Origin of the sequence: Flavobacterium hibisci, assembly GCF_020026925.1 — a bacterium.
In the GTDB taxonomy this organism is placed as follows: domain Bacteria; phylum Bacteroidota; class Bacteroidia; order Flavobacteriales; family Flavobacteriaceae; genus Flavobacterium; species Flavobacterium hibisci.
In genome coordinates this window covers 648587-671400 of the sequence record NZ_JAIQDW010000001.1, presented here as the reverse complement: position 1 = coordinate 671400, position 22814 = coordinate 648587, and the positions used below count along the sequence as shown (strand labels likewise).

Genomic DNA, 22814 nt, shown 5'->3' with positions numbered 1-22814 from the left:
ACAATATTAGATGCAAACTTATAAGCAGGATATTCGCAGTTATTAATCGAGAAACAGAATACATAAACACCTATAAATTTGCATCTTAAATTTTAACACTTTTTAATTGTTTTTTATCATAGAATGCGTAGCGCTTGTTTGGATACTTCAGGTAACTGGGGTAACGCTTGTTAGAACACTTTGCGGAGCGATTGGTGGCAGTTACTTTATCCCAAGTTCGTTTTGCCATTCATACAGTCCACCAGTTTCAAATACATTTCCAGTCAAAAATCTTTGGAGAAATTCAGTCAAAGAAGAAGTCATTGTCTTGTCAGGATAACTTCCATTAAATATTTCAAATTGCCCTATTGATGTACGCTTAAGTCCCCACATATCTGAATAAATCATATACTCCGAAAAATAAAACCAGTTGTATCCATAGTTTTGTTGATATTGTCTAATATCTTTAAGTGGAATCATATTAAAGATGTCCTCATTACAACCAAAACCATTGCAATTCAAATAAAATTCTCTAAAGTCTGTCGGCAATGAAAACCCAATTTGTCTTTCAAAGTCAGCGATGTCGGAAAGTTTCGCAGGAGGATAAACATCGATGCCATTTTTCCTATGTTTAAGCCTTATTAAGTTGACTAATTCGTTCATGTTCATTCTTATGTGGTTAATTGCGACCAATGTCAGTCTGTGAAAAAATTTCCGTTTGTTGTTTTCAAATATAGCACCAGGTTTTCTAATAATTCCAATAATTTTCTGGAGAAGAAGCAGTTGTATTCAATTCTCCATTGATTAATCTTTTTAGTAGTTTGAATGAATGTTGGTATCTATCCTTAACTTCTGCAATTCCGTCTGATGCATACCAACCAGAATCATGTACAATTCTGTCAAATTCCTCTTGGTTCTTAATTGTGATTTGATTTGTTTCAAGAAGAATTGTCATCGCTCTATTTCTCATTGAATGCAAATTGCTACCTGTATAATCGTTCGTTGAGTCAATTATGTGAATAATTTTATCAATCAATTTTACAATTTGAGATTTACGTTCGTTAGTCGTTAGAAATTCTTCAAGTAGCATTGACATACCACCGAAAATCATGGGTAAAGATTGCAACGCCAATTCAGTCTTGTAATTATTAATCCATTCAATCGTGTCAAGTCTTTGATTTTCGATTTCATTTATTAAACAAATCTGCATTGCCTCAACAAATCCATCCCTTGCCCAAAATCCAAGATCATTAAAATCTATAAAACTACTTGCCATATTATACTTTCTGTTTGTAATTAAACTTGATGCTAACGTTCTGGTAGTAGGCGATGGTCGGGCTAAGTAAAATAATTATTTCGGTTAATTACTATTCTTTCAAACACAAAACAATCTTTTCATTAAGCCTAATTCCCGACTATTGCTTACTAGCTGTTAGCCGTTCGGTTTTATTTTCATTAGTTTTTCAGTTTCAGAATTATAAAGTTCAACACCTTTTGAAACTTCTTTATCGTAATAAATTTCGTCTATGCCTACGTAAATTAGTTTGTTGTCATCATTCAAATTTTCATTTTTCATTTCCGCTAATTTTATAGGCTCTTTTCCTCTAATTAAGCGTAAGTAAATTTTTTTATCATAATTCGCTTTAGCAATTTCAACTATTCGCTTGTAAATTATTTCATTAATTTCAGGATAACATATTCCTCGAAAGCATTTTCTAATTGAGCATAATTCTTCAATTGGATAAAGTGGATATGCTTTTGGTCGTTCTAATTTGCTTAAGTTTTCATTACAATAACTATAATATTCATATTGAATTGTTCCTTTTGGCGGAATTTGTCCAAAAGAAATGGTTATAAACATAAATGCAATAATGATTTTCATTTCTAATGTTTTCATTTTTTCCATTAAGCCAATTGCCCAAATCCGTTATAGCTGTTAGTGGCTGGTGTTAATTGTTTTAACTATATTTTCAAAATTCGCCCCATTATTTTGCATATGCAGAATTTCTCTATATAATAGAATTTCATCATTTAATTCTTCTTTTTTATTGCCAACAATAATTTTATCAATTTCCCAAAAAGGATATTTAACTTCAATTTGTTCTAATTTTAAATAAATATCCATAACAATATCTTCTTTTGGAATTTCAAGAACTAAACGGGTAAATATCAAATTAAAGAATATTTTTGAGTAATCTTTTCCTTCGATTAAAAAGTAGTTTTGAAATTCGCTATAATTTATTTTTTTTACAGCTTTTTGAAACATTAATTCTAAAATTTTTGTTGTTTCACTTTCATCTTTGGAATTAATATTTTCAGAAGACTGAGGCAAAGCAACAGTTGGAGGTAATGCCTGTAATCCTTCAACTTTCGATCCTTTATGGAGCATTTCATTTATAGCTCGAAAATCACCACTTTGAACTAAAATTTTCATTAGGTCTCTTTCTAAATAATTGTCCCAATTTAATTGAATTGAATCAAAGAGTTCTGATAAAATTTTTGAGTCACTAAATTTTATTTCCGTTTTAGTTTTATCAATATTTTCAAAAACGTAATAATTTGTATATTTTACTTCTGGAACAAAAAGGCGACAGAAAAAATGAGGAATAAACAAGTATATCAAATTACTATCTTCATAACTATTAGTTAATTCATAAATTTGTTCTTTAATTAAGTCAGGGTCGCGAAAATTATCAAAAAAAATATCTACAGATTTTTCATAGATATTCTTTAGAGTTTTATCTTCAATAATTTGATTCTCTGGAGTTTTAATTTCAGAATGTTTTATTTCAGGAGTTGGAATCTCAGGATTTTGAATTTCAGGATCTTGAATTTTGAAGGTTTGATTTTTAGTAGTTTGATTTTGTTTTTTATCTCCAAAAATTCTTTTAAAAAAATTCATCATTATTATGGTATTTGAAAGATTTTTATTGTACTTGCCACTAACTTGTTTATATATGTGATAAAATCACACATAGCTATCTTATTTAGTCACATATGTATGGAAATACGTAATATTTAATTTACGAATGTATAAATAAATTATCACAAATGATAAAAGAGATTTTTAAATTTACGAACCTTTCAAGTGATTTTTATAATGTCTTTAAATGTAAAAAAGCCCTAGCCCTGATAGCAGCGGCATCCTTTTTAGGCAAACGAAAACTTTCATTTTGAACCATAGATTTTCTGCCTAAAAAGATACAGCGAATAGCAGTAAACAGCTCCTGAAAAAACCATTAGTTAACAACTTTTAACTATCAACTATTTTTCGTAATTTTGCAGTCCAATAAAAGGAAAAGAAAATGTTAGACAGACTTCAATATGTAAAGCAGCGTTTTGATGAGATTTCGGATTTGATTATTCAGCCGGATGTTATTGCGGATCAAAAACGTTATGTACAGCTTAATCAGGAATATAAAAGCATCAAAGCTTTGGTTGAAAAGAGAGAAGAATACATTCTTGTTTTGGCCAATATTGACGAAGCCAACGAAATTATTGCTGACGGAAGCGATGCTGATATGGTCGAAATGGCCAAAATGCAGCTGGATGAAGCAAAAGAGCGTTTGCCGCAACTAGAGGAGGAAATCAAGTTTATGCTGATCCCTAAAGATCCTGAGGATGCGAAAAACGTAATGGTGGAGATTCGTGCCGGAACGGGTGGGGACGAAGCGAGTATTTTTGCAGGTGATTTGTTCAGAATGTATACTAAATACTGTGAGTCTCAAGGCTGGAGAACTTCTGTTGTGGATATGAACGAAGGAACCTCAGGAGGTTTTAAAGAGGTAATTTTTGAAGTTTCGGGAGAAGATGTGTATGGAACTTTGAAGTTTGAAGCGGGTGTTCACCGTGTTCAGCGTGTTCCGCAGACCGAAACTCAGGGTCGTGTACATACATCGGCAGCAACGGTTATGGTTTTACCGGAAGCAGAGGAGTTTGATGTACAGATTGATATGAATGATGTTCGTGTCGATTTCTTCTGTTCATCAGGACCTGGAGGACAGTCGGTAAATACTACGAAATCGGCCGTACGTTTAACGCACATTCCAACCGGATTGGTCGCGCAATGCCAGGATCAGAAATCGCAGCATAAAAATAAAGATAAGGCATTAACGGTTTTACGTTCCCGTTTGTACGAAATGGAATTGGCAAAAAAAGAAGCTGAAGATGCGTCTAAACGTACTTCTCAGGTTAGTTCGGGTGACCGTTCTGCTAAAATACGTACTTACAATTATGCCCAGGGTCGTGTAACGGATCATCGTATCGGACTTACACTTTATGATTTAGGAAATATCATGAATGGTGATATTCAGAAAATTGTTGCTGAGCTTCAATTGGTAAATAATATGGAGAAACTGAAGGAAGCTTCTGAAGTGTTTTAATTTTAGACTTCTAAATAGTAGTTTTTTTAGACTTCTTGGATTTTAATTAGGAGATACTATACAAAAATCCGAACTTATTTTTAAGTTCGGATTTTTTTAATGCAAAAAAGCAAAGTTCACTAATGCAAACTTTGCTTTTCTTGTAAGGCTCTATTTAACTAAACAGAGATTTATAGTGAGGTATTATCTGTTTAACCGTTTGTTATAGCAGAAACGTATAAACTAGCTAGATACCTAAAAATACTCTCGTATATTCAAAACATTTATAGAAATTCGAGTAAATGTAAACACCATTTTTAATTATTATTTCGTTTATCTTTTCCATAATAGTTGTATTTAAGTTATACAATTACCCTTCAAATGATTCTTCCTCGTACAATTCCTTCTCTGAAGGTTCATGATGGTCTGCCGGCTTTGCTACCAAAGTGGTTACAGCAAGCTGCAATATAGACCCTAGGATGTTTTTAAATGTAGAATCGGTTTTTCCTACTACCAGCTTTTTAGCCAGGTAACCTATTCCAATGCTTATAGCAGATTGGGCCAGATCACTCTTGAAGCCCACGGCTTCATTGACTTCCTGGACTGTGTTCCGAATCAGATTAAGAGGTTTTAAATTTTCCTTAATTTCATCGATTTCGTCTTTGATATCACACCATTCCCTGTCTTGTTGTTCTTCTAAAAGCTTAATTTTTTGATTTAATGAATCAATAGTGTAAATAGTTTCCATAAATAGTCTTTTTTATAGTATTAATTATTAAATCAGTTTTTAGTGTCTTTCAGAATACTGGAAACAATTAAATTTCCAATTGGTGTTTTAATCAGCTTGTGCTGTGTTTTGTGCAATACAATAGCAACGATTAAATAAAAACCTGCTATCGCAAAGAAACCATAATAATATTCACCAAGTTCTTTTCCAATCCATAAGCTAAGTCCGATATTAAGAAACAAAGTAAAAAATGCAACAACAACGCCAACCGCTATCCGTGAAGTTAATGTTGATAAAACATCTGCAGTTGCTGATACCGTTTTAAGTTTAATCAATTCTAAACTTGTTTTGGTATAGTTTTCTGCCTTTTCATACATATTTAGGTTTTCGTTTGTTGTTGCATTAGTTTCCATGATATTGGTGTTTTTTATGGTTGAAGAAAAAAAATCAATCTTAGTAGTTTGTTTTTACAGTTTTTGCTTCATCTTTCATAGAATTGAAGTCTTCTTTTACCTGATTGAATTTTGCTTTTCCTTCTTCAATGATATCTTTGCCGTTTGAATTAATTGTGCTTAAGATACCATCGAATTTTCCTTTAAGGTTATCTCCGTAATCTTTCGATTTGTCTTTGATTTTTTTTCTTGTTTCTGAACCTTTATCCGGTGCAAATAATACTCCTAAAAAAGCTCCTGCCGCTGCGGCTCCTAAAATTCCTAAAATTGTGCTACTAGTTTTCATAATATTTGATTTTAAAAAATTAATATAAAATGTTTAAATAACGTTTGATTTTAAATTTCGCGACCTTTGATAAGTCTGAATAGTATTGCTATGATAGCAATTACCAATAAGATGTGAATGATACTTCCTGCACTGTATACAAAGAACCCAAGAGCCCAAAGAATGACAAGAATAACCGCGATTGTATATAATAAATTTGACATGGTTCTTAATGTTTATGGTTAATAATTTATGTTTTCTAGTTTAATTTATAAGCCAGGTACAAGCTTAAGTTGCTATTTTTAGCATCTGGAAATGTATAAGTGTTTCCGAAAGCTTCTCTTTCTTTTCCAATAGTTGTTAATCCGTAGTTATAACGCAATCCTATACTGATTGGGTTGAAATCTAAACCAACACCAGCTGATAAACCTGCATCAAATCTTTCGAAGTCATCTGCATCCAATTCGTCATCAAATTCAATATCTCCTTCTCCGGTTAATTTAGCATTTACCAGATATGATGCATAACCACCTACGTGAACATTAAAGTTTTCAGTTAGATTAAATCTTACTAACAATGGTACTTCAATATAATTAAGTTTAAATTTATTAGTACCCGCCACACCAGCAACGTTATAGTCTAATTCAGCACCTTTTGTAGTATACAATATCTCTGGCTGAATAAATACTTTGTCAGCGATTGGAAAGGCAGCAAAAATACCTGCATTAAAACCCCATAGTGCATTTTCGTCATCGATATCGTCAGAATCTGAATATAAGTTTGACATATTAACCCCTCCTTTGATACCGAATTCAGGACCTACAACTGTACTGCTCTGAGCAGATACTACTCCAAATGAAGTCATCATAAAAAGAGATAAGGCGTATAAGAAATTTGATTGCATTTTCATAATTTAAAAATTTAGTTAATAATTCTAATTTGATTTTAATTGATTTGTTTTTTAATTTTTTCTGTTTCTCTTAAAAATTCGTATTGTTTTGGTAAGTAATGAGCAACTAATTTCAGTATTACCATATCATTTGTTTCTTTTGCTATGGATTCCAATAATCCTATCATTTCAGTTAAAGACTGTGTAATAGAATTCAGATAGGCATCATCAAAATCAACATCCTTTTTGTTAACAAGCTCATACAAATCCTTATTGGTAACCGATGTATTTATTTCACTGATTATAATGAGTTTTTGAACAGCTATTTTGTTGATTTCCTGTAATAACATTTTTTGATTATTTTCTATTTTGCTGCTGACAATTTTTATTGAATTTTGTAAACTTTTATTTTTTGCCAGCTGTGCTTTAGAAATGATCGTTTTTGTTACTCCTGCAGTTGCAACAAAAAAATAAGCTTCAATTTGTTCTGTGTTTTTTGTAAGAACGTATTTGTTTTTTTTGTTTTCCGGTTTTATGTTTTCCGGTTTTTCATTTTCATTACATGACGAAATAGTTATTGTTACAATGACTATAAAAGCTGTTTTGAAGAATGATCTTTTTGATGAAAACATCTGTTTAAATAGTTACTTCATTATTACATTACAAAGATGCTAACGAATAGTAAGGTTTGCTTTACAGCATAAAAAAGAAACGTTATATAATTCCCATTCTGGAAAAATATAACGTTTTTAGTAAGGTTTTATAAGGGATTTATTGAGGAAGAAATACAGTAAATACAGAACCTTCGCCTGGTTTACTGTCAGCTGTTATGTAACCTTTGTGGTTCTCAACAATTTTTTTACAAATGGCTAATCCAATTCCTGTACCCGGATAATCATTTTTGGAATGTAGCCGTTTAAACAACACAAAAATATTCTCTTTGAATTGTGGATCAAATCCCATTCCGTTATCGGTAAATGTAATCTTGTAAAATTTCTTGAAAGGATGATCAATCAATTCCGGATATTCATTAGATAATATTTTTTCACAACCAATAGTAATCTGAGGTGGTATTTCCGGAAGACTGTATTTTAGTGAATTACCAATCAAATTAATAAAGAGCTGTTCTATCTGGTAGGGTATAACCTCTAATTTAGGTAATTTAGTAACGTTAATGCTTCCTTTTTTCTCATCAGTTATTACGGCAAGTTCTGATGTTGCATTTTCCAGCAATTCATTCAGGTCAGATTTAATGAACTCTTTTTTGGTAGTATTAGTTCTGGAGAATAATAATAAATCATCAATCAAAACACGCATTCTTTTGGCTGATGTTTCTACTTTTATAATGTAATCTTTTGCGCTATCAGAAAGAGCTGCCTTGTCTTCTTCGGAAATTCTGGAAATAAAGGTTTGAATTTTGCGTAGTGGTTCTTGTAAATCATGGCTCGCGACATGATTAAAAGAAGCTAATTCTTTATTGCTTTTTTCAAGCTGGTTGTTTCGTTCCTGAAGTTCAATGTTTAGTAAGTGTTCGTCTGTAATATCAAAATTGATACCGAGTAGAATTTTGCTTCCATTCTGGTCAACCAGTAATTTACCTGTAGATTTTAAATGTCTGGTTTCGCCATTAGGCTGAATTATTTTATAATAGGTAAAGGGAAGTTCTTCGTTGTTGATAATTCCCTCCATAGAGGCTTTAATTGCTTTCTTGTCTTCTGGATGTACAAAATCTAAAAAGCTATCCTTTTTGGGTGTAAAAGCGTTTGGCTCAACGCCTAAAAGTCGAAACTGATTGTCAGAATAATCAATTTTCCCTGTTTCCAGATCCCATTGCCAGGTACTAAATTTACCAATTACTTCAGATTCGGCCATAAGACCTGAAGAAATCAAGAGTTTCTTGTTGAAAATTTTTAAGCGTTCCAGGTCTTTGCTTATTTGTCTGTATGCAAGTAAAATAAAGAGAAGAGCGACTAAGAATAATAGTATCGAAAAAATAGGGCCAAGAGAAATTTCTTCATCGTATTTTTTTAAACTTTTTTTCAAAAAGTTTTTTTCGATATCATTCATTTCATCTACTTTAAAACGAATGTTATCCATTAATATACGGCCGCCAAACATATGATTGTCTAGTTTTCTTTTATCATACGTTTCGGGATCACTGTATTTTAAACAATTTTCAAATGAAACATAACGTTTAATGATCAGTTTGTATATTTTTTCGAGATTTTGTTTTTGTACCGGGTTGTCGGCAGTAAGCTTTTTTAAGGCAATGAAGGAAGTGTTTACCTTGTCGCGCGAAAAAAGATAAGGAGCCAGAAAACGATGGTTTCGGGTAATCATAAAGCCACGCTGGCCCGTTTCTGCATCTTTTATAGCAGACATAAGCCGCTCAAGCTCTATGTTGATTTCATAGGTGTGCATGAGCAGCTTAGTAGATTCATTGAGATCCCTGTTGTGTTTGTAAGCTATTGACGAAAGAAAAATTAAAATGAAAATAGCTATTATAAAAATAACTCTCAAGTAATTTGAGGAATTAAACTTAGGAATCCATTTCATTATTATTGTAATTACTTAAGGCTTAATAAGAAATTATCACGATTTAATCCTGATGTATGATAATGCCAATTTAGTGTAACAACTTCATTAATAATTTTTTTAAGTGCATTAAAATCACTTGGTTTTTTGATATAAATATTGGCACCTTCAATAAATGTGTCTTCAATATCCTCATCTGAAGAAGATGTTGAATAAATTGCAATTATCAGATTCTTCAGGTGCTCTGTCTTTTTTATTTCGATCAAACATTCCTTACCTGTTTTTTTGGGCATGTTCAAATCCAGAAATAAAATATCAGGTAATTTAGTATCCGGATTCATAAGATGTTCCATTAACTGTAAACCATCGAAAACAAATTCGACTTTGGTTTGTACTTTTACTTCTTCGAAAGCATCCTTAAAGAAAAGTCTGTCGTCTTCGTCGTCGTCGGCGAGTAAAATGTGTAATGCGTTTTTCTGCATTGATTAAGGTATTTGGGTTTTATTTTAAATTTTCTCTACGCTTTTTAATAATTCTCAAGAATGCTGAAGGAGTTATTCCTGTTGTGTTTTTAAACTGAGTACTTAAGTGCGCAACACTCGAATAATTCAGTAAAAAAGCAATTTCGGTTAAACTCATTTCGTTTACAATCATTAACTGTTTTGCTCTTTCAATTTTTTGAATGATTATAAAATTCTCAATAGAAGAATACGTTACTTCGGAAAATACATTTGACAGATAACCATAACTGTGGTTTAATTTATCAGCAAGATATGCTGAACTTTTATAATTATTGTTGTCATCTGTATAAACCAATTCTATTATAGCATCCTTGATTTTTTGAACCAAAACGCTTTTTTGATTCTCAACTACTTCAAAACCAAATGGCTCTAAATTGTTTTTAAGCTCATCTAATGCTTCAGTACTAAGATTATCTTCTAATTCAATTTCTCCAAATCCTAAAGTAGAAAAATTCAAATTCTGTTCTTCCAGTTTTTCTTTTAGGTAAAGTGTGCAAATTGTATTAATATCAAATTTTATAAATAATTTCATTTTGTAAAAATATGGTTAAAGATAACTATTTTATTTTGTTTTTGAGTAATTCATGTTAATTCAGAAATTTAAAGCTTTATACTTTGAAAATCAAAAAAATACCGCCTAATTTTAGTTAAGCGGCATTTATAAGAGTTGAAAGAGATTTACAAATTTGACACAATATCATTCCATTCCTCTTTCGTTTTACCTAATTTTTGCTGGATTCTTCCGTACATTTCATCTTCTTTTCCTTCTTCGTATAACAAATCGTCATCGGTCAAATCAGCATATTTTTGTTTTAATTTTCCTTTTAACTCGTTCCAGTTTCCTTTTATTTCTGTACTATTCATGGCTTTATTATTTAATATTTATAATATAGTGTAAAATTCAGAAACTTCTCGTTGTGGTTTGTTACATAAATTTTTCAAACTCTTCTATAATTCGCATTTATTGCAGTAATATTATATAATTCTCTACATAATTAATACAAGTTGTTATATGATTCAATAATTTGTTAACCTGTTTTTAAATCTATTATTGTAGTTTTGCGACCAATTAAACTTAAAACCCCGATTTAATGAAAAAACAATTACTCATTTTATTTATTTTTTTAACGTCTGCTGTTGCTACGGCACAGTCGTATTTAGGTTATTTTAATGATAATTATGCCGGTGTGCAAAGTGTGCTTTTTAACCCTGCATCAATAGCTGATTCCCGTTTTAAAACAGATGTTAATTTGTTTTCTGTTAGTAGTGCTGTTAGTAATGACTTGTATGGTGTTAAACTTTTTGATGTTTTTAAAGATGGTTATGACTTTGACAGTCAGTCAAAAATGACTCCTTCAAATGCAAATAATGCCATTGTTAATCTGGATATTATGGGGCCGTCTTTTATGTTCAATATTGCGCCTAAGCATACATTGGCACTTTTTACCAGGGCAAGATCTATAACAAATCTTAGAGATGTTAATGGTACTCTTGTTGATCAGGTAAAAAATGGTTTGGATCAGGCAAACGGTTTCGGACCTATTAATGCAGGCAGTCCAAACGGTGCAGTACACGCATGGGGAGAATTAGGACTATCTTATGCTGCAGTTTTATATCAGAATGGGCAACATTTCTTAAAAGGAGGTTTGACGGCTAAATACCTGCAAGGTGTTGGAAATGCTTACATACAAGGAAGAAATGCTAACGCAAGCCTAATTGTAAATCAAGTTGATCCCTCAAATAGCAGATTATTTACAAATGGTCAATTAACTATAGGTGGAAGCCAGGATTGGGAGGCTAATGAAGATTATGAGTTTGACATTAATTCAAGCGGAGTAGGTTTTGATTTTGGATTTGTATATGAGTGGAGACCAGATTATGCTAAATATGATTTAAATAATGCAAAACCGGCTGACAATAATTTCAGGGATCTGAATAAGTATAAGTTACGTTTTGGGTTGTCTGTTACCGATATTGGTTCGATAAATTATAAAAAATCAAAAGAGGATATTTACGATATAACAGGTACTCTTACTCAGGAAATGATTGATGATACTGATAATTTATATGATTTATTAAATGATCGCTATACAAAAACATCAACTTCAAAAGGAGTAAAAACGAATTTACCTACAGCACTTCATGCTGATGTTGACTGGAATATACATAATAAATTCTATCTGAATCTTAATGGAGATATCAGTATGGTTTCAAATACAAAATTAAATGCGACCAATATTGCTAATAGAGTAAGTTTGGCACCTCGATACGAAAGCAGATGGTTTAGTTTTTATGTTCCTGTTACGTGGATGGAATACAGCGGAACTCAAGTGGGTACAGGATTACGTGTTGGTACCTTCTTTGTTGGTTCAGGTTCAATTATTTCTAATTTGGTTTCTAAAGAATCAAAAGCTGCAGATTTTTACGTTGGGATTAAAATTCCGGTTTACCAAAAGAAATTTAAAGACAGAGATCAGGATGGGGTAATTGATAAACAAGATTCTTGTAAAAAAGTAGCGGGGCCAATTGAAAACAATGGTTGTCCTTGGCCAGATACTGATGGTGACAAAGTTTTAGATAAAGATGATGCTTGTCCGGATGTTGCCGGTCCTGTTGAAAACAAAGGCTGCCCATGGAAAGATAGCGACGGAGATACATTATTAGACAATGTTGACGGATGCCCAACAGTTGCAGGCCCAGTTGAAAATAAAGGTTGCCCATGGCCTGATACAGACGGAGATGGAGTTTTGGATAAAGATGACGCTTGTCCTAATGTTGCAGGTTTAGTAGAAAACAAAGGATGTCCGGTTTTAGATACTGATAAAGATGGAGTTGCTGATAACGTTGATGATTGTCCTCTAGTAGCAGGTCCGGCAGAAAATAAAGGGTGTCCTGAAGTTAGTAAAGCTACTTTGGCTCAATTACAGGTTGAGGCAAAATCTATCTTCTTTACATCTGGTAAAGCTACCTTAAGTGATGCTAAGAAAGTAGAAACTTCAGGAAGACTTGATGCAATTAAAGAAATTTTGAAAAACTATCCAAACGCAAAATTTGCCATTTATGGTCATACTGATAATGTAGGCAATGCTAAGGCAAATCAAAAATTATCTGAAGAAAGAGCAAAAGTTATTATGGATGCTTTAATTGAAAAAGGAGTAAATCCTGCTAATTTAACTTCACAAGGTTTTGGGGCCTCAAAACCAGTTAAATCTAATAAAACTGCTGCAGGAAGAGCAGCAAACAGAAGAACAGAAATTGTTTATTTAGGTAATTTCTAATTCTGATTGAAATATAAATACTAAAAGCCATTCTTAATTGAGTGGCTTTTTTTATTTTTGCATACTTTCTAAAAAATCGTTTTTTGAATTGAAAAAACTAAAAAAATACCAATGACTACACAACAACTGCACCAACAAATACTTCAGAAAAAATCATTTTTATGCGTTGGGCTGGATCCTGATTTAAACAAAATTCCTCAACATTTATTAGAAACTGAAGATCCTGTTTTTGAGTTCAATAAGGCCATAATTGATGCTACCCATGATTTGACTGTGGGGTATAAACCTAATACAGCTTTTTTTGAAGCGTATGGAATAAAAGGCTGGATTTCACTTCAAAAAACAATTAATTATATAAATGAAAAATTTCCTGAAATTTTTACGATTGCTGATGCAAAACGTGGCGATATAGGAAATACTTCAAGCATGTATGCAAAAGCTTTTTTTGAAGATTTGAATTTTGACAGTGTAACAGTTGCTCCTTATATGGGAAAAGACTCTGTGGAACCTTTTCTGGCTTTTGAAAACAAACACACTATAATGCTGGCTTTGACTTCAAACGAAGGAGCATTTGATTTTCAAACTTTAGAGACCAACGGAAAGGAATTATACAAGCAGGTTTTAGAAACCTCTAAGGCCTGGAAAAACAGTCATAATTTAATGTACGTAGTTGGTGCTACTAAAGCGGAATATTTTACGGAAATTAGAAAAATTGTTCCGGACAGCTTTTTACTGGTTCCCGGAATCGGCGCTCAGGGGGGAAGTTTGTCTGAAGTTTGCAAATACGGAATGAATGATAAAATTGGTCTGCTTGTAAATTCTGCCAGGGCTATTATTTACGCTTCTAACGGAACTGATTTTGCTGAAAAGGCAAGGGAAGAAGCTTTAAAAGTGCAGCAGGAAATGGAGGAAATTCTTAGTTTAAAGTTTAAAGTTTAAAAGTTTGAATTTGTGAGACTGTTTGTTGATTCACAATTCAAAAACCTTGAAACCAAAACAACCTGAAACATGAAACAACTACAAGACCAACTCGGTACTTTACACTCTTTTGATACAACTCCAAAACGCGTTATTTCATTAGTTCCCTCTCAAACCGAATTGCTGTATGATTTAGGTTTAGAATATAAAATCATCGGAATTACGAAGTTTTGTGTGCATCCGTATCATTTAAAATCCACAAAAAAAATTGTAGGCGGAACCAAAAAGATTCATTTTGAAAAGATAAAATTACTTCAGCCTGATATTATTATCTGCAATAAGGAAGAAAATACTGCTGAGATTGTAGGGCAGTTAAGTCAAATCTGTCCGGTTTGGGTAACGAATATTGTTTCTATTGAGGATAATTTTCAAATGATTTCAGATTTTGGGCAGCTTTTTAACTGTCGGACTGAAGCCCAAAAGTGGAATGATAAGTTAACTTTTGCTTTAAGCGATTTTAAAAAATACGTTCAGGATATTGAAATCAAAAAAGCAGCCTATTTTATCTGGAAAAATCCATATATGGTGGCTGGTAATGATACTTATATTGATGAATTATTAAAGCTGAATCATTTTATAAATATCTACGGAGATAAAGGTCGTTACCCTGAAGTTGAACTAAAAAAAATGCGCTTGGAAGGTGATCCGGATTTGATTTTCCTTTCTTCTGAGCCTTACCCTTTTAAAGAAGAAGATGCTTTTGAAATAGGACGTTTCACTCATCATGCCAAAACCATTTTTGTTGATGGTGAAATGTTTTCCTGGCATGGGAGCAGATTGTTAAAGGCTTTTTCGTATTTCAAATTGCTTCACGAAAGACTTAGAAATTAAACTTTCATATTTTAAACTTCCAACTTCCAAATTTCAGCTCAATAAGATTGGGAATTGGATTTTTTATCTGGAATTTAAATATAAAAAAATGCCGGCAATCTCGAAGATGCCGGCATCATTTAACTAACCAAAACCAAAATAATAAATAACCAGTTTATTACATTACAAAGGTCTGGTATATATCTTTCTTTTGCTGTTAAGGTTTTGTTATTACTTTGTTGGACTTAAGTTAAGATTTTTAATATATAGTCATCCATTCAATTAGCGACTATATAGTTTTGCTTTTTCCTTTATTATATCAGCAATTTTACGGTTTTCGATTTTGCTTTCGAGCCACGAAATTATATCTAAATAAAGGAATGCTCTTTTTTCGTAGGTGTTTTTTTCTAATTCGATAAATCGTTCCCTCATTTTGATGAATTCCTTTTTAATATCGGCAGGATAAAAATTATTTAAGTTTCTCATAAACTTAATAATTTCTTTCTGCACCTCATGCAGATCATTCATTTTCAATAGAAATTTATAGGTACTTTTAAGATGGTTTTCCAGATAATAATCTTTTCCTAATTCATAATGTGCAATTAATGACAAGAGTCTGGCAAAGCACATTAAATCTTCGCGCATCGTCAGGTTTTTGTTGTTGATTATTTTGTCCAGATAATAAATGGATTCATTGTATTTTTCGTTTCCAAAATAGATAGAGGCAATTTTGTAAAAAAACAACATTTCGTGATGCTCATCTAGATGTTCACTGTGAATTTTAATTTTTTCTAAAATCTCAGGAATCAAATATTCGCTTTCGGCGAAAGTTCCTTCCAAAATATGATAGTTTAGTTTATTGTTATAGATATATAAAAAGGATAGCGATGCAATGTTATCATTAACAGGAAATCTGGGATCCTGAATAGTTTCCTCTAGAAGCGTTAGATATTTTTTGAAATTCGATTTGTATTTCAGCATATAAAGCGATTCTAAAAAGTAGTGATTTCCTTTTAGAAAAAATACAGGATTCTGGTAAATCATATTTGGATTATCATAGAATAATCTGACCCATTTATAAGCATATTTATAACTCGCAAGAAAATCCTGAACAAGAAAACTACGCCACAAATTGGCATTATAAAACCAATATTTTTCGCGGAAGCCAAATTTGCTTTCGTCTAATTTTGAAATATGTTTGTTGAAATAGTCATCAATATATTTGTATTCCTCATCGTTTTTTACGTAACCGGTTTTTAGCATAATTCCGTATAGCTGTAATGACAAATTGGATAGTTTGCTGGAAATTGTATTTCGATAATTCAGTTCTTTAGCCTGAATAACCAATTCATCAGCGCGTCCCTGAATACTCCTTGTGATGTATTGTGATTCGATTAACTTTTCGAATTCAACAATTTCATATGCCATGTATTTTTCATCATTTTCAAGGGCTATCATTTTGGTTTTATCCAAAATTTTCAGGCTTTGTTTGTATAAGCCTTTGTTGTATAAAATAACGGCAAAATCTATTTGTTCGCGCAGTTGATATCGAATATTCTGGCTGGGAATATTTAAGCGGATACTAACCAGGATCTGCTTGTACAAATAGGATTTTAAGTTAGATAGCTGAACTTTTTTGATGATTCCGCTTTTTAAAATAAGCTTTTCATCATAAGTTTCAGACTTATCCAAAATATTAAATAATTCAATGAATTTAGTATTTGAACTCGTTTCTAAACGGCTTGCAAAAATTTTAAACTGTCTTTTTTCAGATTTAGAAAGTGACTTAATCAGTACAAATAAGAAATCTTTTTGATGGTTAGCCATTGTAAAATATAATAATGTAATTTATTGATTTTTAATATATTAAATACTTTTAAATTGTTTTATAAACAGTATAATTCCATTAAAATGAATTTCGTACTTAAGAAGTACAATATATATTTGTTTCAAGATGTGAAATTACATTAAATAAATGAATATGAATAGAGAGAAAGTTCAAATTTTTGACACCACTTTGCGTGATGGAGAACAGGTCCCAGGATGTAAGTTAGATACCAATCAAAAATTGGTTATTGCAGAACGACTAGACAAAATGGGAGTTGATATCATCGAAGCAGGTTTTCCTGTGTCAAGTCCGGGCGATTTTTTATCGGTCTCTGAGATTTGTAAAATTGTAGAAAATGCAACGGTCTGCGGGCTTACAAGAGCTGTAAAAAACGACATTGATGTTGCGGCGGCTGCCTTAAAGCATGCTAAAAGACCTAGGATTCATACTGGAATCGGAACTTCAGAATCTCATATACTCCATAAATTAAATACCACACCAGAAGATATTATCGCCAGAGCAAAAGCTGCAGTTTCTCATGCAAAATCATATGTTGAAGATGTAGAATTTTACGCAGAAGATGCAGGTAGAACTGATAATGCTTTCCTTGCAAAAGTTTGTGAAGAGGTAATAAAATCAGGGGCAACTGTATTAAATATTCCGGATACAACCGGATATTGTCTGCCTGAAGAGTATGGGGCAAAAATCAAATATTTAAAAGAAAACGTAAAAGGTATTGAGAATGTAATTCTTTCATGCCACTGTCATAATGATTTAGGAATGGCAACTGCCAACTCAATTGCAGGAGCTATCAACGGAGCAAGACAAATTGAGTGTACTATTAATGGTATTGGTGAAAGAGCCGGAAATACAGCACTTGAAGAAGTGGTGATGATTTTCAAACAACATCCTTATCTTAACTTAGATACAAACATCAATACAAGAGAATTAAATGAAATGAGTCGTTTGGTTTCTGAAAGTATGGGAATGATAGTTCAGCCAAATAAAGCTATTGTTGGGGCGAATGCATTTGCGCATAGTTCCGGAATTCATCAGGATGGTGTAATCAAAAACAGAGCTACTTATGAAATCATGGATCCGCTTGATGTTGGTGTTAATGAATCTTCGATTATTTTGACAGCAAGAAGTGGACGTGCAGCTTTGGCATACAGAGCCAAAAAAGTAGGTTATGAACTTACTAAAACACAATTGGATACTGTTTATATTGAGTTTTTGAAATTTGCGGATATTAAAAAAGAAGTTTTAGATGAAGATATTCATCAGATCATTGAAGCTTCCAAAATTCAGGGAGATTTAATAAGAAGTTAATTAGAAAAAATCAGATTTTAAATACATAAAGAACGAGGCATTATGAATTTGAAAATAGCAGTTTTACCAGGAGACGGAATAGGACCGGAGGTAATTGCACAAGCTAAAAAAGCATTGTATGCAATTGGCGAAGTGTATAATCACGAATTTGTGTTTGAAGAAGCTCTCATGGGGGCAATTGCTATTGATAAGACAGGAAATCCGCTGCCAGAACAAACACTAAATCTTTGTCTAAATACTGACGCGGTTTTGTTTGGAGCAATTGGTGACTCCAAATATGATAATAATCCAAATGCAAAAGTTCGTCCTGAGCAAGGATTACTAAAACTTCGTAAAGCACTTGGATTGTTTGCCAATATACGTCCAATTAAACCTTATAAATCACTGATAGAATCTTCTCCTTTAAAAAGAGAAATCATTGAAGGTGCTGATTTTACTATTTTCAGAGAATTAACTGGTGGTGCTTATTTTGGAGCAAAATCTTTAAACGAAGAAGGAACACATGCTTCTGATTTATGTGAGTATTCAGAAGAAGAAATTACAAGAATTACGCATTTGGCTTTTAAATCGGCTCAAAACCGACGTAAAAAGCTGACGATGGTTGATAAAGCAAATGTTTTGGAAACCTCTAGATTATGGAGAAAAGTTGTTCAGAAAGTTGGCGAAAGCTATCCGGATGTAGTTTTAGACTTTTTATTTGTAGATAATGCCGCAATGCAGCTGATTCTGAATCCGAAACAATTTGATGTGATTTTGACAGAGAATTTATTTGGGGATATTTTATCTGATGAAGCCAGTGTAATTACCGGATCTATTGGTTTATTGGCTTCTGCTTCGTTAGGAGAAAAAAATGCACTTTTTGAACCTATTCACGGTTCTTATCCTCAGGCAAAAGGTAAAAATATTGCTAACCCAATAGCTTCAATTTTATCAGCAGGAATGTTGTTAGAACACTTTGGGTTGTCTAAGGAAGCAAATGTGATTTACAAAGCAGTAGAAAAAGCGATTGAATTTAAGGTAGTAACAATAGATTTAAAAGCTGATTCAAAATTTGGGACTAATGAGGTTGGAGAGTTTGTTTCTAACTTTATTTTTAGCAAAGATGATTTGCTGTATTTTAATAATGACAACGTTCATCTCGGACAATCTACGATTGTTTAATATTTTTTGTTAAATAATGCAATAATTAACAAGAAGAGTTTAAAATGTTGAGTTTTTGTTTTTTTGATCGCATCAGTTTTACTACTTTTGTGGCATCAAAAAATAAATGATGCAAATCTCAATTATTATTACTTCTGTCATTATTGTCAATGTGTATAGCACATCTGCATAGGGAATGGTATAAATATAATTGAAAAAATATATTATAGCCTCCCACATAGTTGGGAGGTTTTTTTTAGGAATAAAATTTAGAAAATTACAAATAATATATAATGGAATTAAACAAGTACAGCAAAACAATCACGCAAGATGAAACTCAACCAGCTTCACAGGCAATGTTCTACGGAATTGGTTTGACAGAAGAGGATCTTAAAAAAGCGCAGGTAGGAATTGTGAGTATGGGTTATGACGGAAATCCGTGTAACATGCACTTAAATGACCTGGCTAAAGATATTAAGAAAGGGGTCTGGGATGCTGATTTGGTCGGTTTGATTTTTAACACTATCGGTGTTAGTGATGGTATTTCTAATGGTAACGACGGGATGCGTTTTTCTTTGGTTTCACGTGATGTTATTGCAGATTCTATTGAAACTGTAATGGGGGCACAATGGTACGATGGAATGATTGCAGTTCCTGGTTGTGATAAAAATATGCCTGGTGCTTTAATGGCTATGGGTAGGGTAAACCGTCCTTCTATTATGGTTTACGGAGGATCTATTCACCCGGGAAAATGGAAAGGCGAAGATTTGAATATAGTTTCTGCTTTTGAGGCTTTAGGTAAAAAAATTAAGAATACAATTACTCCTGAAGATTTTAAAGGAGTCATTCAAAATGCTTGTCCAGGTGCAGGTGCATGTGGAGGAATGTACACAGCTAACACTATGTCATCAGCGATTGAAGCATTAGGGATGAGTTTGCCTTACAGTTCTTCTAATCCCGCTTTAAGTCCTGAAAAGAAACAAGAATGTGTTGATGCAGGTAAAGCAATTAGAATATTATTAGAAAAAGATATTAAACCTAGAGACATTATGACTCGTAAAGCATTCGAAAATGCAATTACGATGGTAGCTGTTTTAGGTGGTTCTACAAATGCAGTTATGCACTTAATTGCAATGGCGCACTCAGTAGGTATTGAATTAACATTAAAAGATTTCCAGGATATCAGTGATAAAACACCATTATTAGCCGACTTGAAACCAAGTGGTAAATATTTAATGGAAGACTTACACAATGTAGGTGGTGTTCCTGGAGTAATGAAATATTTGTTAAAAGAAGGTTTCCTGCATGGTGATTGTTTAACTGTAACAGGAAAAACAATTGCTGAAAACTTAGCTTCAGTGCCTGATTTGCATGACGGTCAGCAAGTAGTTTTTGAAATTTCAAAAGCATTAAAATCAACCGGAAACATTCAGATTCTTTACGGAAATATCGCTACAGAAGGTTGTGTGGCTAAAATTAGCGGTAAAGAAGGAGAATTTTTTGAAGGAACAGCCGTAGTTTTTGAGGGAGAAAAAGATGTAATCAGAGGAATACAAGCGGGTGAAGTTAAACCAGGAAATGTAGTGATTATTCGCTATTGTGGTCCAAAAGGAGGTCCTGGTATGTCTGAGATGCTGAAACCAACATCTGCTATTATGGGAGCTGGTTTAGGAAGTACTGTAGCTTTAATTACTGACGGACGTTTCTCTGGAGGTTCACACGGTTTTGTGGTAGGGCACGTAACTCCGGAAGCTTATGAAGGCGGTGGAATTGCATTAATAGAGAATGGTGATGTTATTACAATCGATGCTGTAAATAACACTATAAATATGAAAGTTTCTGATGAAGAGTTAGCAAAAAGAAAAGCTAACTGGAAGAGACCAGAAAACGGAATTACACAAGGAGTTTTACTTAAATATATGCGTTCGGTCTCCAGTGCCTCTCATGGATGTGTTACCGACAAATAATTTAATAAAAACTATCTCTTAAAATCTTTAATGATAGATATAAGGGATTTAAAAAGAAAACAAATGAAAATATCAGGGGCAGAAGCCGTTATTAGATGTTTATTAGCAGAAGGAGTTGACTTGGTTTATGGTTACCCTGGAGGAGCAATCATGCCAGTTTACGACGAATTATATAAATTTCAAGATCAATTGCACCATGTTTTAGTACGTCATGAACAAGGGGCAGCACATGCAGCGCAGGGATTTGCAAGAGCTACGGGAAAAGTTGGGGTTGCAATTGCAACTTCAGGACCGGGAGCAACTAATTTAGTAACTGGTATTGCAGATGCTCAAATTGACTCAACACCAATGGTTTGTATTACAGGCCAGGTTGGAAAGCACTTATTAGGATCAGATGCTTTTCAGGAAACTGATATCATTGGAATTTCAACTCCGGTGACTAAATGGAATTATCAGATCACTGAAGCTCATGAAATTCCTGAAATTATTGCGAAAGCATTTTACATTGCACGCTCTGGTCGTCCGGGACCTGTATTAATTGATATTACTAAAAATGCTCAATTTGATGAGTTTGAGTTTAGTTATGAAAAATGTACCGGAATTAGAAGTTATCATCCAAAACCGATATTGAATCTTCAGAAAGTACAGGAAGCTGCAGATTTAATCAATAATGCAAAAAAGCCATTTATTGTTTTTGGACAAGGTATTATATTAAGTGAAGCAGAAGAACAGTTAAAAAGATTAATTGAAAAATCAGGTATCCCTGCTGCATGGACTATTCTAGGCCTTTCAGCATTGCCAACGGATCATCCTTTAAACGTAGGAATGGTAGGTATGCATGGCAATTACGGTCCAAATCTTTTAGCTAACGAATGTGATGTTTTAATTGCATTGGGAATGCGTTTTGATGACCGTGTTACCGGAAAATTAGCTACTTATGCTAAACAGGCAAAAGTAATTCACTTTGAAATTGACCCGGCAGAAATAGATAAAAACGTAAAAACTGAAGTAGCAGTTTTGGCTGATGTCAAAGAAGCATTAACAGCTTTAATTCCGTTAATTGATAAAAAATCGCATACAGAATGGCATAATGAATTCAAAGAAAAATATAAAATTGAATGTGATGCCGTTATTAATGAGGAGTTGGCCCCAACGAATGGAAAAGGAATTTCAATGGGAGAAACTATTGAAATGATTAACAAACATTCGAAAGGAGACGCGATAATGGTTTCTGACGTAGGTCAACATCAAATGTTTGCCTGTCGTTATACCAAATTCAATACCACTAAGAGTAACGTTACCTCTGGCGGATTAGGAACAATGGGGTTTGCTTTACCAGCCGCTATCGGAGCTAAAATGGGAAGACCAGACCGTGAGGTTGTTGCTGTAATTGGTGACGGAGGTTTTCAAATGAATATTCAGGAGCTGGGTACAATTTACCAGACAAAAGTCCCGGTAAAAATTGTTGTACTTAACAATGAATTTCTTGGAATGGTGCGTCAGTGGCAGGAATTGTTTTTTGACTATAGATATGCTTCTACAGTAATGATTAATCCAAACTTCTGCGCTATTGCAGAAGGGTATTACATTAAATCAAGAAAAGTAACTAAGAGAGAAGAACTGGATGAAGCTGTTGCAGAAATGCTTGCTTCAAAAGAATCGTATTTCCTTGAAGTTATGGTAGAAAAAGAAAATAATGTGTTTCCAATGATTCCAACGGGAGCTTGTGTTTCAGAGATCAGATTAAGTTAAAAA

The 22814-nt window shown here is 32.9% G+C and carries 23 protein-coding genes; 8 read left to right on the top strand and 15 right to left on the bottom strand.

What is annotated here, in order from left to right; translation table 11 throughout:
* Positions 1 to 201: 201 nt before the first annotated feature.
* The 4 genes from K8B81_RS02505 to K8B81_RS02490 form a co-directional block, all read right to left on the bottom strand.
* Positions 202 to 648 carry an SMI1/KNR4 family protein gene (locus tag K8B81_RS02505; protein WP_223678639.1) on the bottom strand — a complete coding sequence of 149 codons (447 nt, stop codon included), beginning with the start codon at positions 646 to 648 and terminating at the stop codon, positions 202 to 204.
* A 79-nt stretch (positions 649 to 727) separates the two neighbouring features.
* Entirely contained in the window at positions 728 to 1255 is a 528-nt protein-coding gene (locus K8B81_RS02500) for a hypothetical protein (RefSeq protein WP_223678638.1), read from the bottom strand.
* A gap of 156 nt (positions 1256 to 1411) precedes the next feature.
* Entirely contained in the window at positions 1412 to 1876 is a 465-nt protein-coding gene (locus K8B81_RS02495) for a hypothetical protein (RefSeq protein WP_223678637.1), read from the bottom strand.
* 39 nt (positions 1877 to 1915) lie between these two features.
* Entirely contained in the window at positions 1916 to 2884 is a 969-nt protein-coding gene (locus tag K8B81_RS02490; RefSeq protein ID WP_223678636.1) for a hypothetical protein, read from the bottom strand.
* A 400-nt stretch (positions 2885 to 3284) separates the two neighbouring features.
* On the opposite strand from K8B81_RS02490, the gene prfA reads away from it, so the two are divergent.
* On the top strand, positions 3285 to 4361 hold the full coding sequence (gene prfA / locus K8B81_RS02485) for a peptide chain release factor 1 (protein WP_223678635.1): 1077 nt from the start codon (positions 3285 to 3287) through the stop codon (positions 4359 to 4361).
* A 349-nt stretch (positions 4362 to 4710) separates the two neighbouring features.
* On the opposite strand, the gene K8B81_RS02480 is transcribed toward prfA, so the two are convergent.
* From K8B81_RS02480 to K8B81_RS02435, 10 genes are all read right to left on the bottom strand, one after another.
* Positions 4711 to 5088, bottom strand: a complete 378-nt coding sequence (locus K8B81_RS02480; RefSeq protein ID WP_223678634.1) for a hypothetical protein — start codon at positions 5086 to 5088, stop codon at positions 4711 to 4713.
* Positions 5089 to 5120: 32 nt separating this feature from the next.
* Positions 5121 to 5480, bottom strand: coding sequence for a hypothetical protein (locus K8B81_RS02475; protein ID WP_223678633.1), 360 nt, complete (start codon positions 5478 to 5480; stop codon positions 5121 to 5123).
* Positions 5481 to 5520: 40 nt separating this feature from the next.
* Positions 5521 to 5805 carry a YtxH domain-containing protein gene (locus K8B81_RS02470; protein ID WP_223678632.1) on the bottom strand — a complete coding sequence of 95 codons (285 nt, stop codon included), beginning with the start codon at positions 5803 to 5805 and terminating at the stop codon, positions 5521 to 5523.
* 50 nt (positions 5806 to 5855) lie between these two features.
* A complete protein-coding gene (locus K8B81_RS02465; RefSeq protein WP_007811479.1) occupies positions 5856 to 6008 on the bottom strand; it encodes a lmo0937 family membrane protein in 153 nt (50 codons plus the stop codon).
* Between the two features lie 35 nt (positions 6009 to 6043).
* Complete coding sequence (locus K8B81_RS02460) at positions 6044 to 6694, bottom strand: porin family protein (RefSeq protein WP_223678631.1); 651 nt, start codon at positions 6692 to 6694, stop codon at positions 6044 to 6046.
* Between the two features lie 35 nt (positions 6695 to 6729).
* Positions 6730 to 7305 (bottom strand): DUF4142 domain-containing protein, encoded by a 576-nt coding sequence (locus K8B81_RS02455; RefSeq protein ID WP_223678630.1) that lies wholly within the window; start codon positions 7303 to 7305, stop codon positions 6730 to 6732.
* Positions 7306 to 7444: 139 nt separating this feature from the next.
* Positions 7445 to 9094 (bottom strand): sensor histidine kinase, encoded by a 1650-nt coding sequence (locus K8B81_RS02450; protein ID WP_223678629.1) that lies wholly within the window; start codon positions 9092 to 9094, stop codon positions 7445 to 7447.
* Between the two features lie 146 nt (positions 9095 to 9240).
* Entirely contained in the window at positions 9241 to 9690 is a 450-nt protein-coding gene (locus K8B81_RS02445) for a response regulator (RefSeq protein WP_223678628.1), read from the bottom strand.
* Positions 9691 to 9709: 19 nt separating this feature from the next.
* The gene (locus K8B81_RS02440; RefSeq protein WP_223678627.1) at positions 9710 to 10261 is read right to left on the bottom strand and encodes a helix-turn-helix domain-containing protein; all 552 of its coding nucleotides are present in this window, start codon (positions 10259 to 10261) and stop codon (positions 9710 to 9712) included.
* Between the two features lie 146 nt (positions 10262 to 10407).
* On the bottom strand, positions 10408 to 10593 hold the full coding sequence (locus K8B81_RS02435) for a CsbD family protein (RefSeq protein WP_223678626.1): 186 nt from the start codon (positions 10591 to 10593) through the stop codon (positions 10408 to 10410).
* 227 nt (positions 10594 to 10820) lie between these two features.
* Between K8B81_RS02435 and K8B81_RS02430 the strand changes: the two genes are divergently transcribed.
* The 3 genes from K8B81_RS02430 (at position 10821) to K8B81_RS02420 (ending at position 14816) form a co-directional block, all read left to right on the top strand.
* Entirely contained in the window at positions 10821 to 13007 is a 2187-nt protein-coding gene (locus tag K8B81_RS02430) for a DUF5723 family protein (protein ID WP_223678625.1), read from the top strand.
* A 111-nt stretch (positions 13008 to 13118) separates the two neighbouring features.
* Positions 13119 to 13946, top strand: a complete 828-nt coding sequence (gene pyrF / locus K8B81_RS02425) for an orotidine-5'-phosphate decarboxylase (protein WP_223678624.1) — start codon at positions 13119 to 13121, stop codon at positions 13944 to 13946.
* Between the two features lie 69 nt (positions 13947 to 14015).
* Positions 14016 to 14816, top strand: a complete 801-nt coding sequence (locus K8B81_RS02420) for an ABC transporter substrate-binding protein (RefSeq protein ID WP_223678623.1) — start codon at positions 14016 to 14018, stop codon at positions 14814 to 14816.
* 261 nt (positions 14817 to 15077) lie between these two features.
* Here K8B81_RS02420 and K8B81_RS02415 read toward each other — a convergent pair whose 3' ends face one another.
* Positions 15078 to 16622 (bottom strand): hypothetical protein, encoded by a 1545-nt coding sequence (locus K8B81_RS02415; RefSeq protein ID WP_223678622.1) that lies wholly within the window; start codon positions 16620 to 16622, stop codon positions 15078 to 15080.
* 154 nt (positions 16623 to 16776) lie between these two features.
* On the opposite strand from K8B81_RS02415, the gene K8B81_RS02410 reads away from it, so the two are divergent.
* The 4 genes from K8B81_RS02410 (at position 16777) to ilvB (ending at position 22811) form a co-directional block, all read left to right on the top strand.
* A complete protein-coding gene (locus tag K8B81_RS02410; RefSeq protein ID WP_223678621.1) occupies positions 16777 to 17952 on the top strand; it encodes a 2-isopropylmalate synthase in 1176 nt (391 codons plus the stop codon).
* 42 nt (positions 17953 to 17994) lie between these two features.
* The gene (gene leuB, locus K8B81_RS02405; protein WP_223678620.1) at positions 17995 to 19113 is read left to right on the top strand and encodes a 3-isopropylmalate dehydrogenase; all 1119 of its coding nucleotides are present in this window, start codon (positions 17995 to 17997) and stop codon (positions 19111 to 19113) included.
* A gap of 272 nt (positions 19114 to 19385) precedes the next feature.
* Positions 19386 to 21059 carry a dihydroxy-acid dehydratase gene (gene ilvD / locus K8B81_RS02400; RefSeq protein ID WP_223678619.1) on the top strand — a complete coding sequence of 558 codons (1674 nt, stop codon included), beginning with the start codon at positions 19386 to 19388 and terminating at the stop codon, positions 21057 to 21059.
* Positions 21060 to 21122: 63 nt separating this feature from the next.
* Positions 21123 to 22811 (top strand): biosynthetic-type acetolactate synthase large subunit, encoded by a 1689-nt coding sequence (ilvB, locus tag K8B81_RS02395; protein ID WP_223678618.1) that lies wholly within the window; start codon positions 21123 to 21125, stop codon positions 22809 to 22811.
* The last annotated feature ends 3 nt before the right edge of the window (positions 22812 to 22814 follow it).

Bases quoted from the DNA above. Each gene is read 5' to 3' on its own strand.
- K8B81_RS02505 (WP_223678639.1), bottom strand. From the start codon at position 648: ATGAACATGAACGAATTAGTCAACTTAATAAGGCTTAAACATAGGAAA.
- K8B81_RS02500 (WP_223678638.1), bottom strand. From the start codon at position 1,255: ATGGCAAGTAGTTTTATAGATTTTAATGATCTTGGATTTTGGGCAAGG.
- K8B81_RS02495 (WP_223678637.1), bottom strand. From the start codon at position 1,876: ATGAAAACATTAGAAATGAAAATCATTATTGCATTTATGTTTATAACC.
- K8B81_RS02490 (WP_223678636.1), bottom strand. From the start codon at position 2,884: ATGATGAATTTTTTTAAAAGAATTTTTGGAGATAAAAAACAAAATCAA.
- prfA (WP_223678635.1), top strand. From the start codon at position 3,285: ATGTTAGACAGACTTCAATATGTAAAGCAGCGTTTTGATGAGATTTCG.
- K8B81_RS02480 (WP_223678634.1), bottom strand. From the start codon at position 5,088: ATGGAAACTATTTACACTATTGATTCATTAAATCAAAAAATTAAGCTT.
- K8B81_RS02475 (WP_223678633.1), bottom strand. From the start codon at position 5,480: ATGGAAACTAATGCAACAACAAACGAAAACCTAAATATGTATGAAAAG.
- K8B81_RS02470 (WP_223678632.1), bottom strand. From the start codon at position 5,805: ATGAAAACTAGTAGCACAATTTTAGGAATTTTAGGAGCCGCAGCGGCA.
- K8B81_RS02465 (WP_007811479.1), bottom strand. From the start codon at position 6,008: ATGTCAAATTTATTATATACAATCGCGGTTATTCTTGTCATTCTTTGG.
- K8B81_RS02460 (WP_223678631.1), bottom strand. From the start codon at position 6,694: ATGAAAATGCAATCAAATTTCTTATACGCCTTATCTCTTTTTATGATG.
- K8B81_RS02455 (WP_223678630.1), bottom strand. From the start codon at position 7,305: ATGTTTTCATCAAAAAGATCATTCTTCAAAACAGCTTTTATAGTCATT.
- K8B81_RS02450 (WP_223678629.1), bottom strand. From the start codon at position 9,094: ATGCACACCTATGAAATCAACATAGAGCTTGAGCGGCTTATGTCTGCT.
- K8B81_RS02445 (WP_223678628.1), bottom strand. From the start codon at position 9,690: ATGCAGAAAAACGCATTACACATTTTACTCGCCGACGACGACGAAGAC.
- K8B81_RS02440 (WP_223678627.1), bottom strand. From the start codon at position 10,261: ATGAAATTATTTATAAAATTTGATATTAATACAATTTGCACACTTTAC.
- K8B81_RS02435 (WP_223678626.1), bottom strand. From the start codon at position 10,593: ATGAATAGTACAGAAATAAAAGGAAACTGGAACGAGTTAAAAGGAAAA.
- K8B81_RS02430 (WP_223678625.1), top strand. From the start codon at position 10,821: ATGAAAAAACAATTACTCATTTTATTTATTTTTTTAACGTCTGCTGTT.
- pyrF (WP_223678624.1), top strand. From the start codon at position 13,119: ATGACTACACAACAACTGCACCAACAAATACTTCAGAAAAAATCATTT.
- K8B81_RS02420 (WP_223678623.1), top strand. From the start codon at position 14,016: ATGAAACAACTACAAGACCAACTCGGTACTTTACACTCTTTTGATACA.
- K8B81_RS02415 (WP_223678622.1), bottom strand. From the start codon at position 16,622: ATGGCTAACCATCAAAAAGATTTCTTATTTGTACTGATTAAGTCACTT.
- K8B81_RS02410 (WP_223678621.1), top strand. From the start codon at position 16,777: ATGAATAGAGAGAAAGTTCAAATTTTTGACACCACTTTGCGTGATGGA.
- leuB (WP_223678620.1), top strand. From the start codon at position 17,995: ATGAATTTGAAAATAGCAGTTTTACCAGGAGACGGAATAGGACCGGAG.
- ilvD (WP_223678619.1), top strand. From the start codon at position 19,386: ATGGAATTAAACAAGTACAGCAAAACAATCACGCAAGATGAAACTCAA.
- ilvB (WP_223678618.1), top strand. From the start codon at position 21,123: ATGAAAATATCAGGGGCAGAAGCCGTTATTAGATGTTTATTAGCAGAA.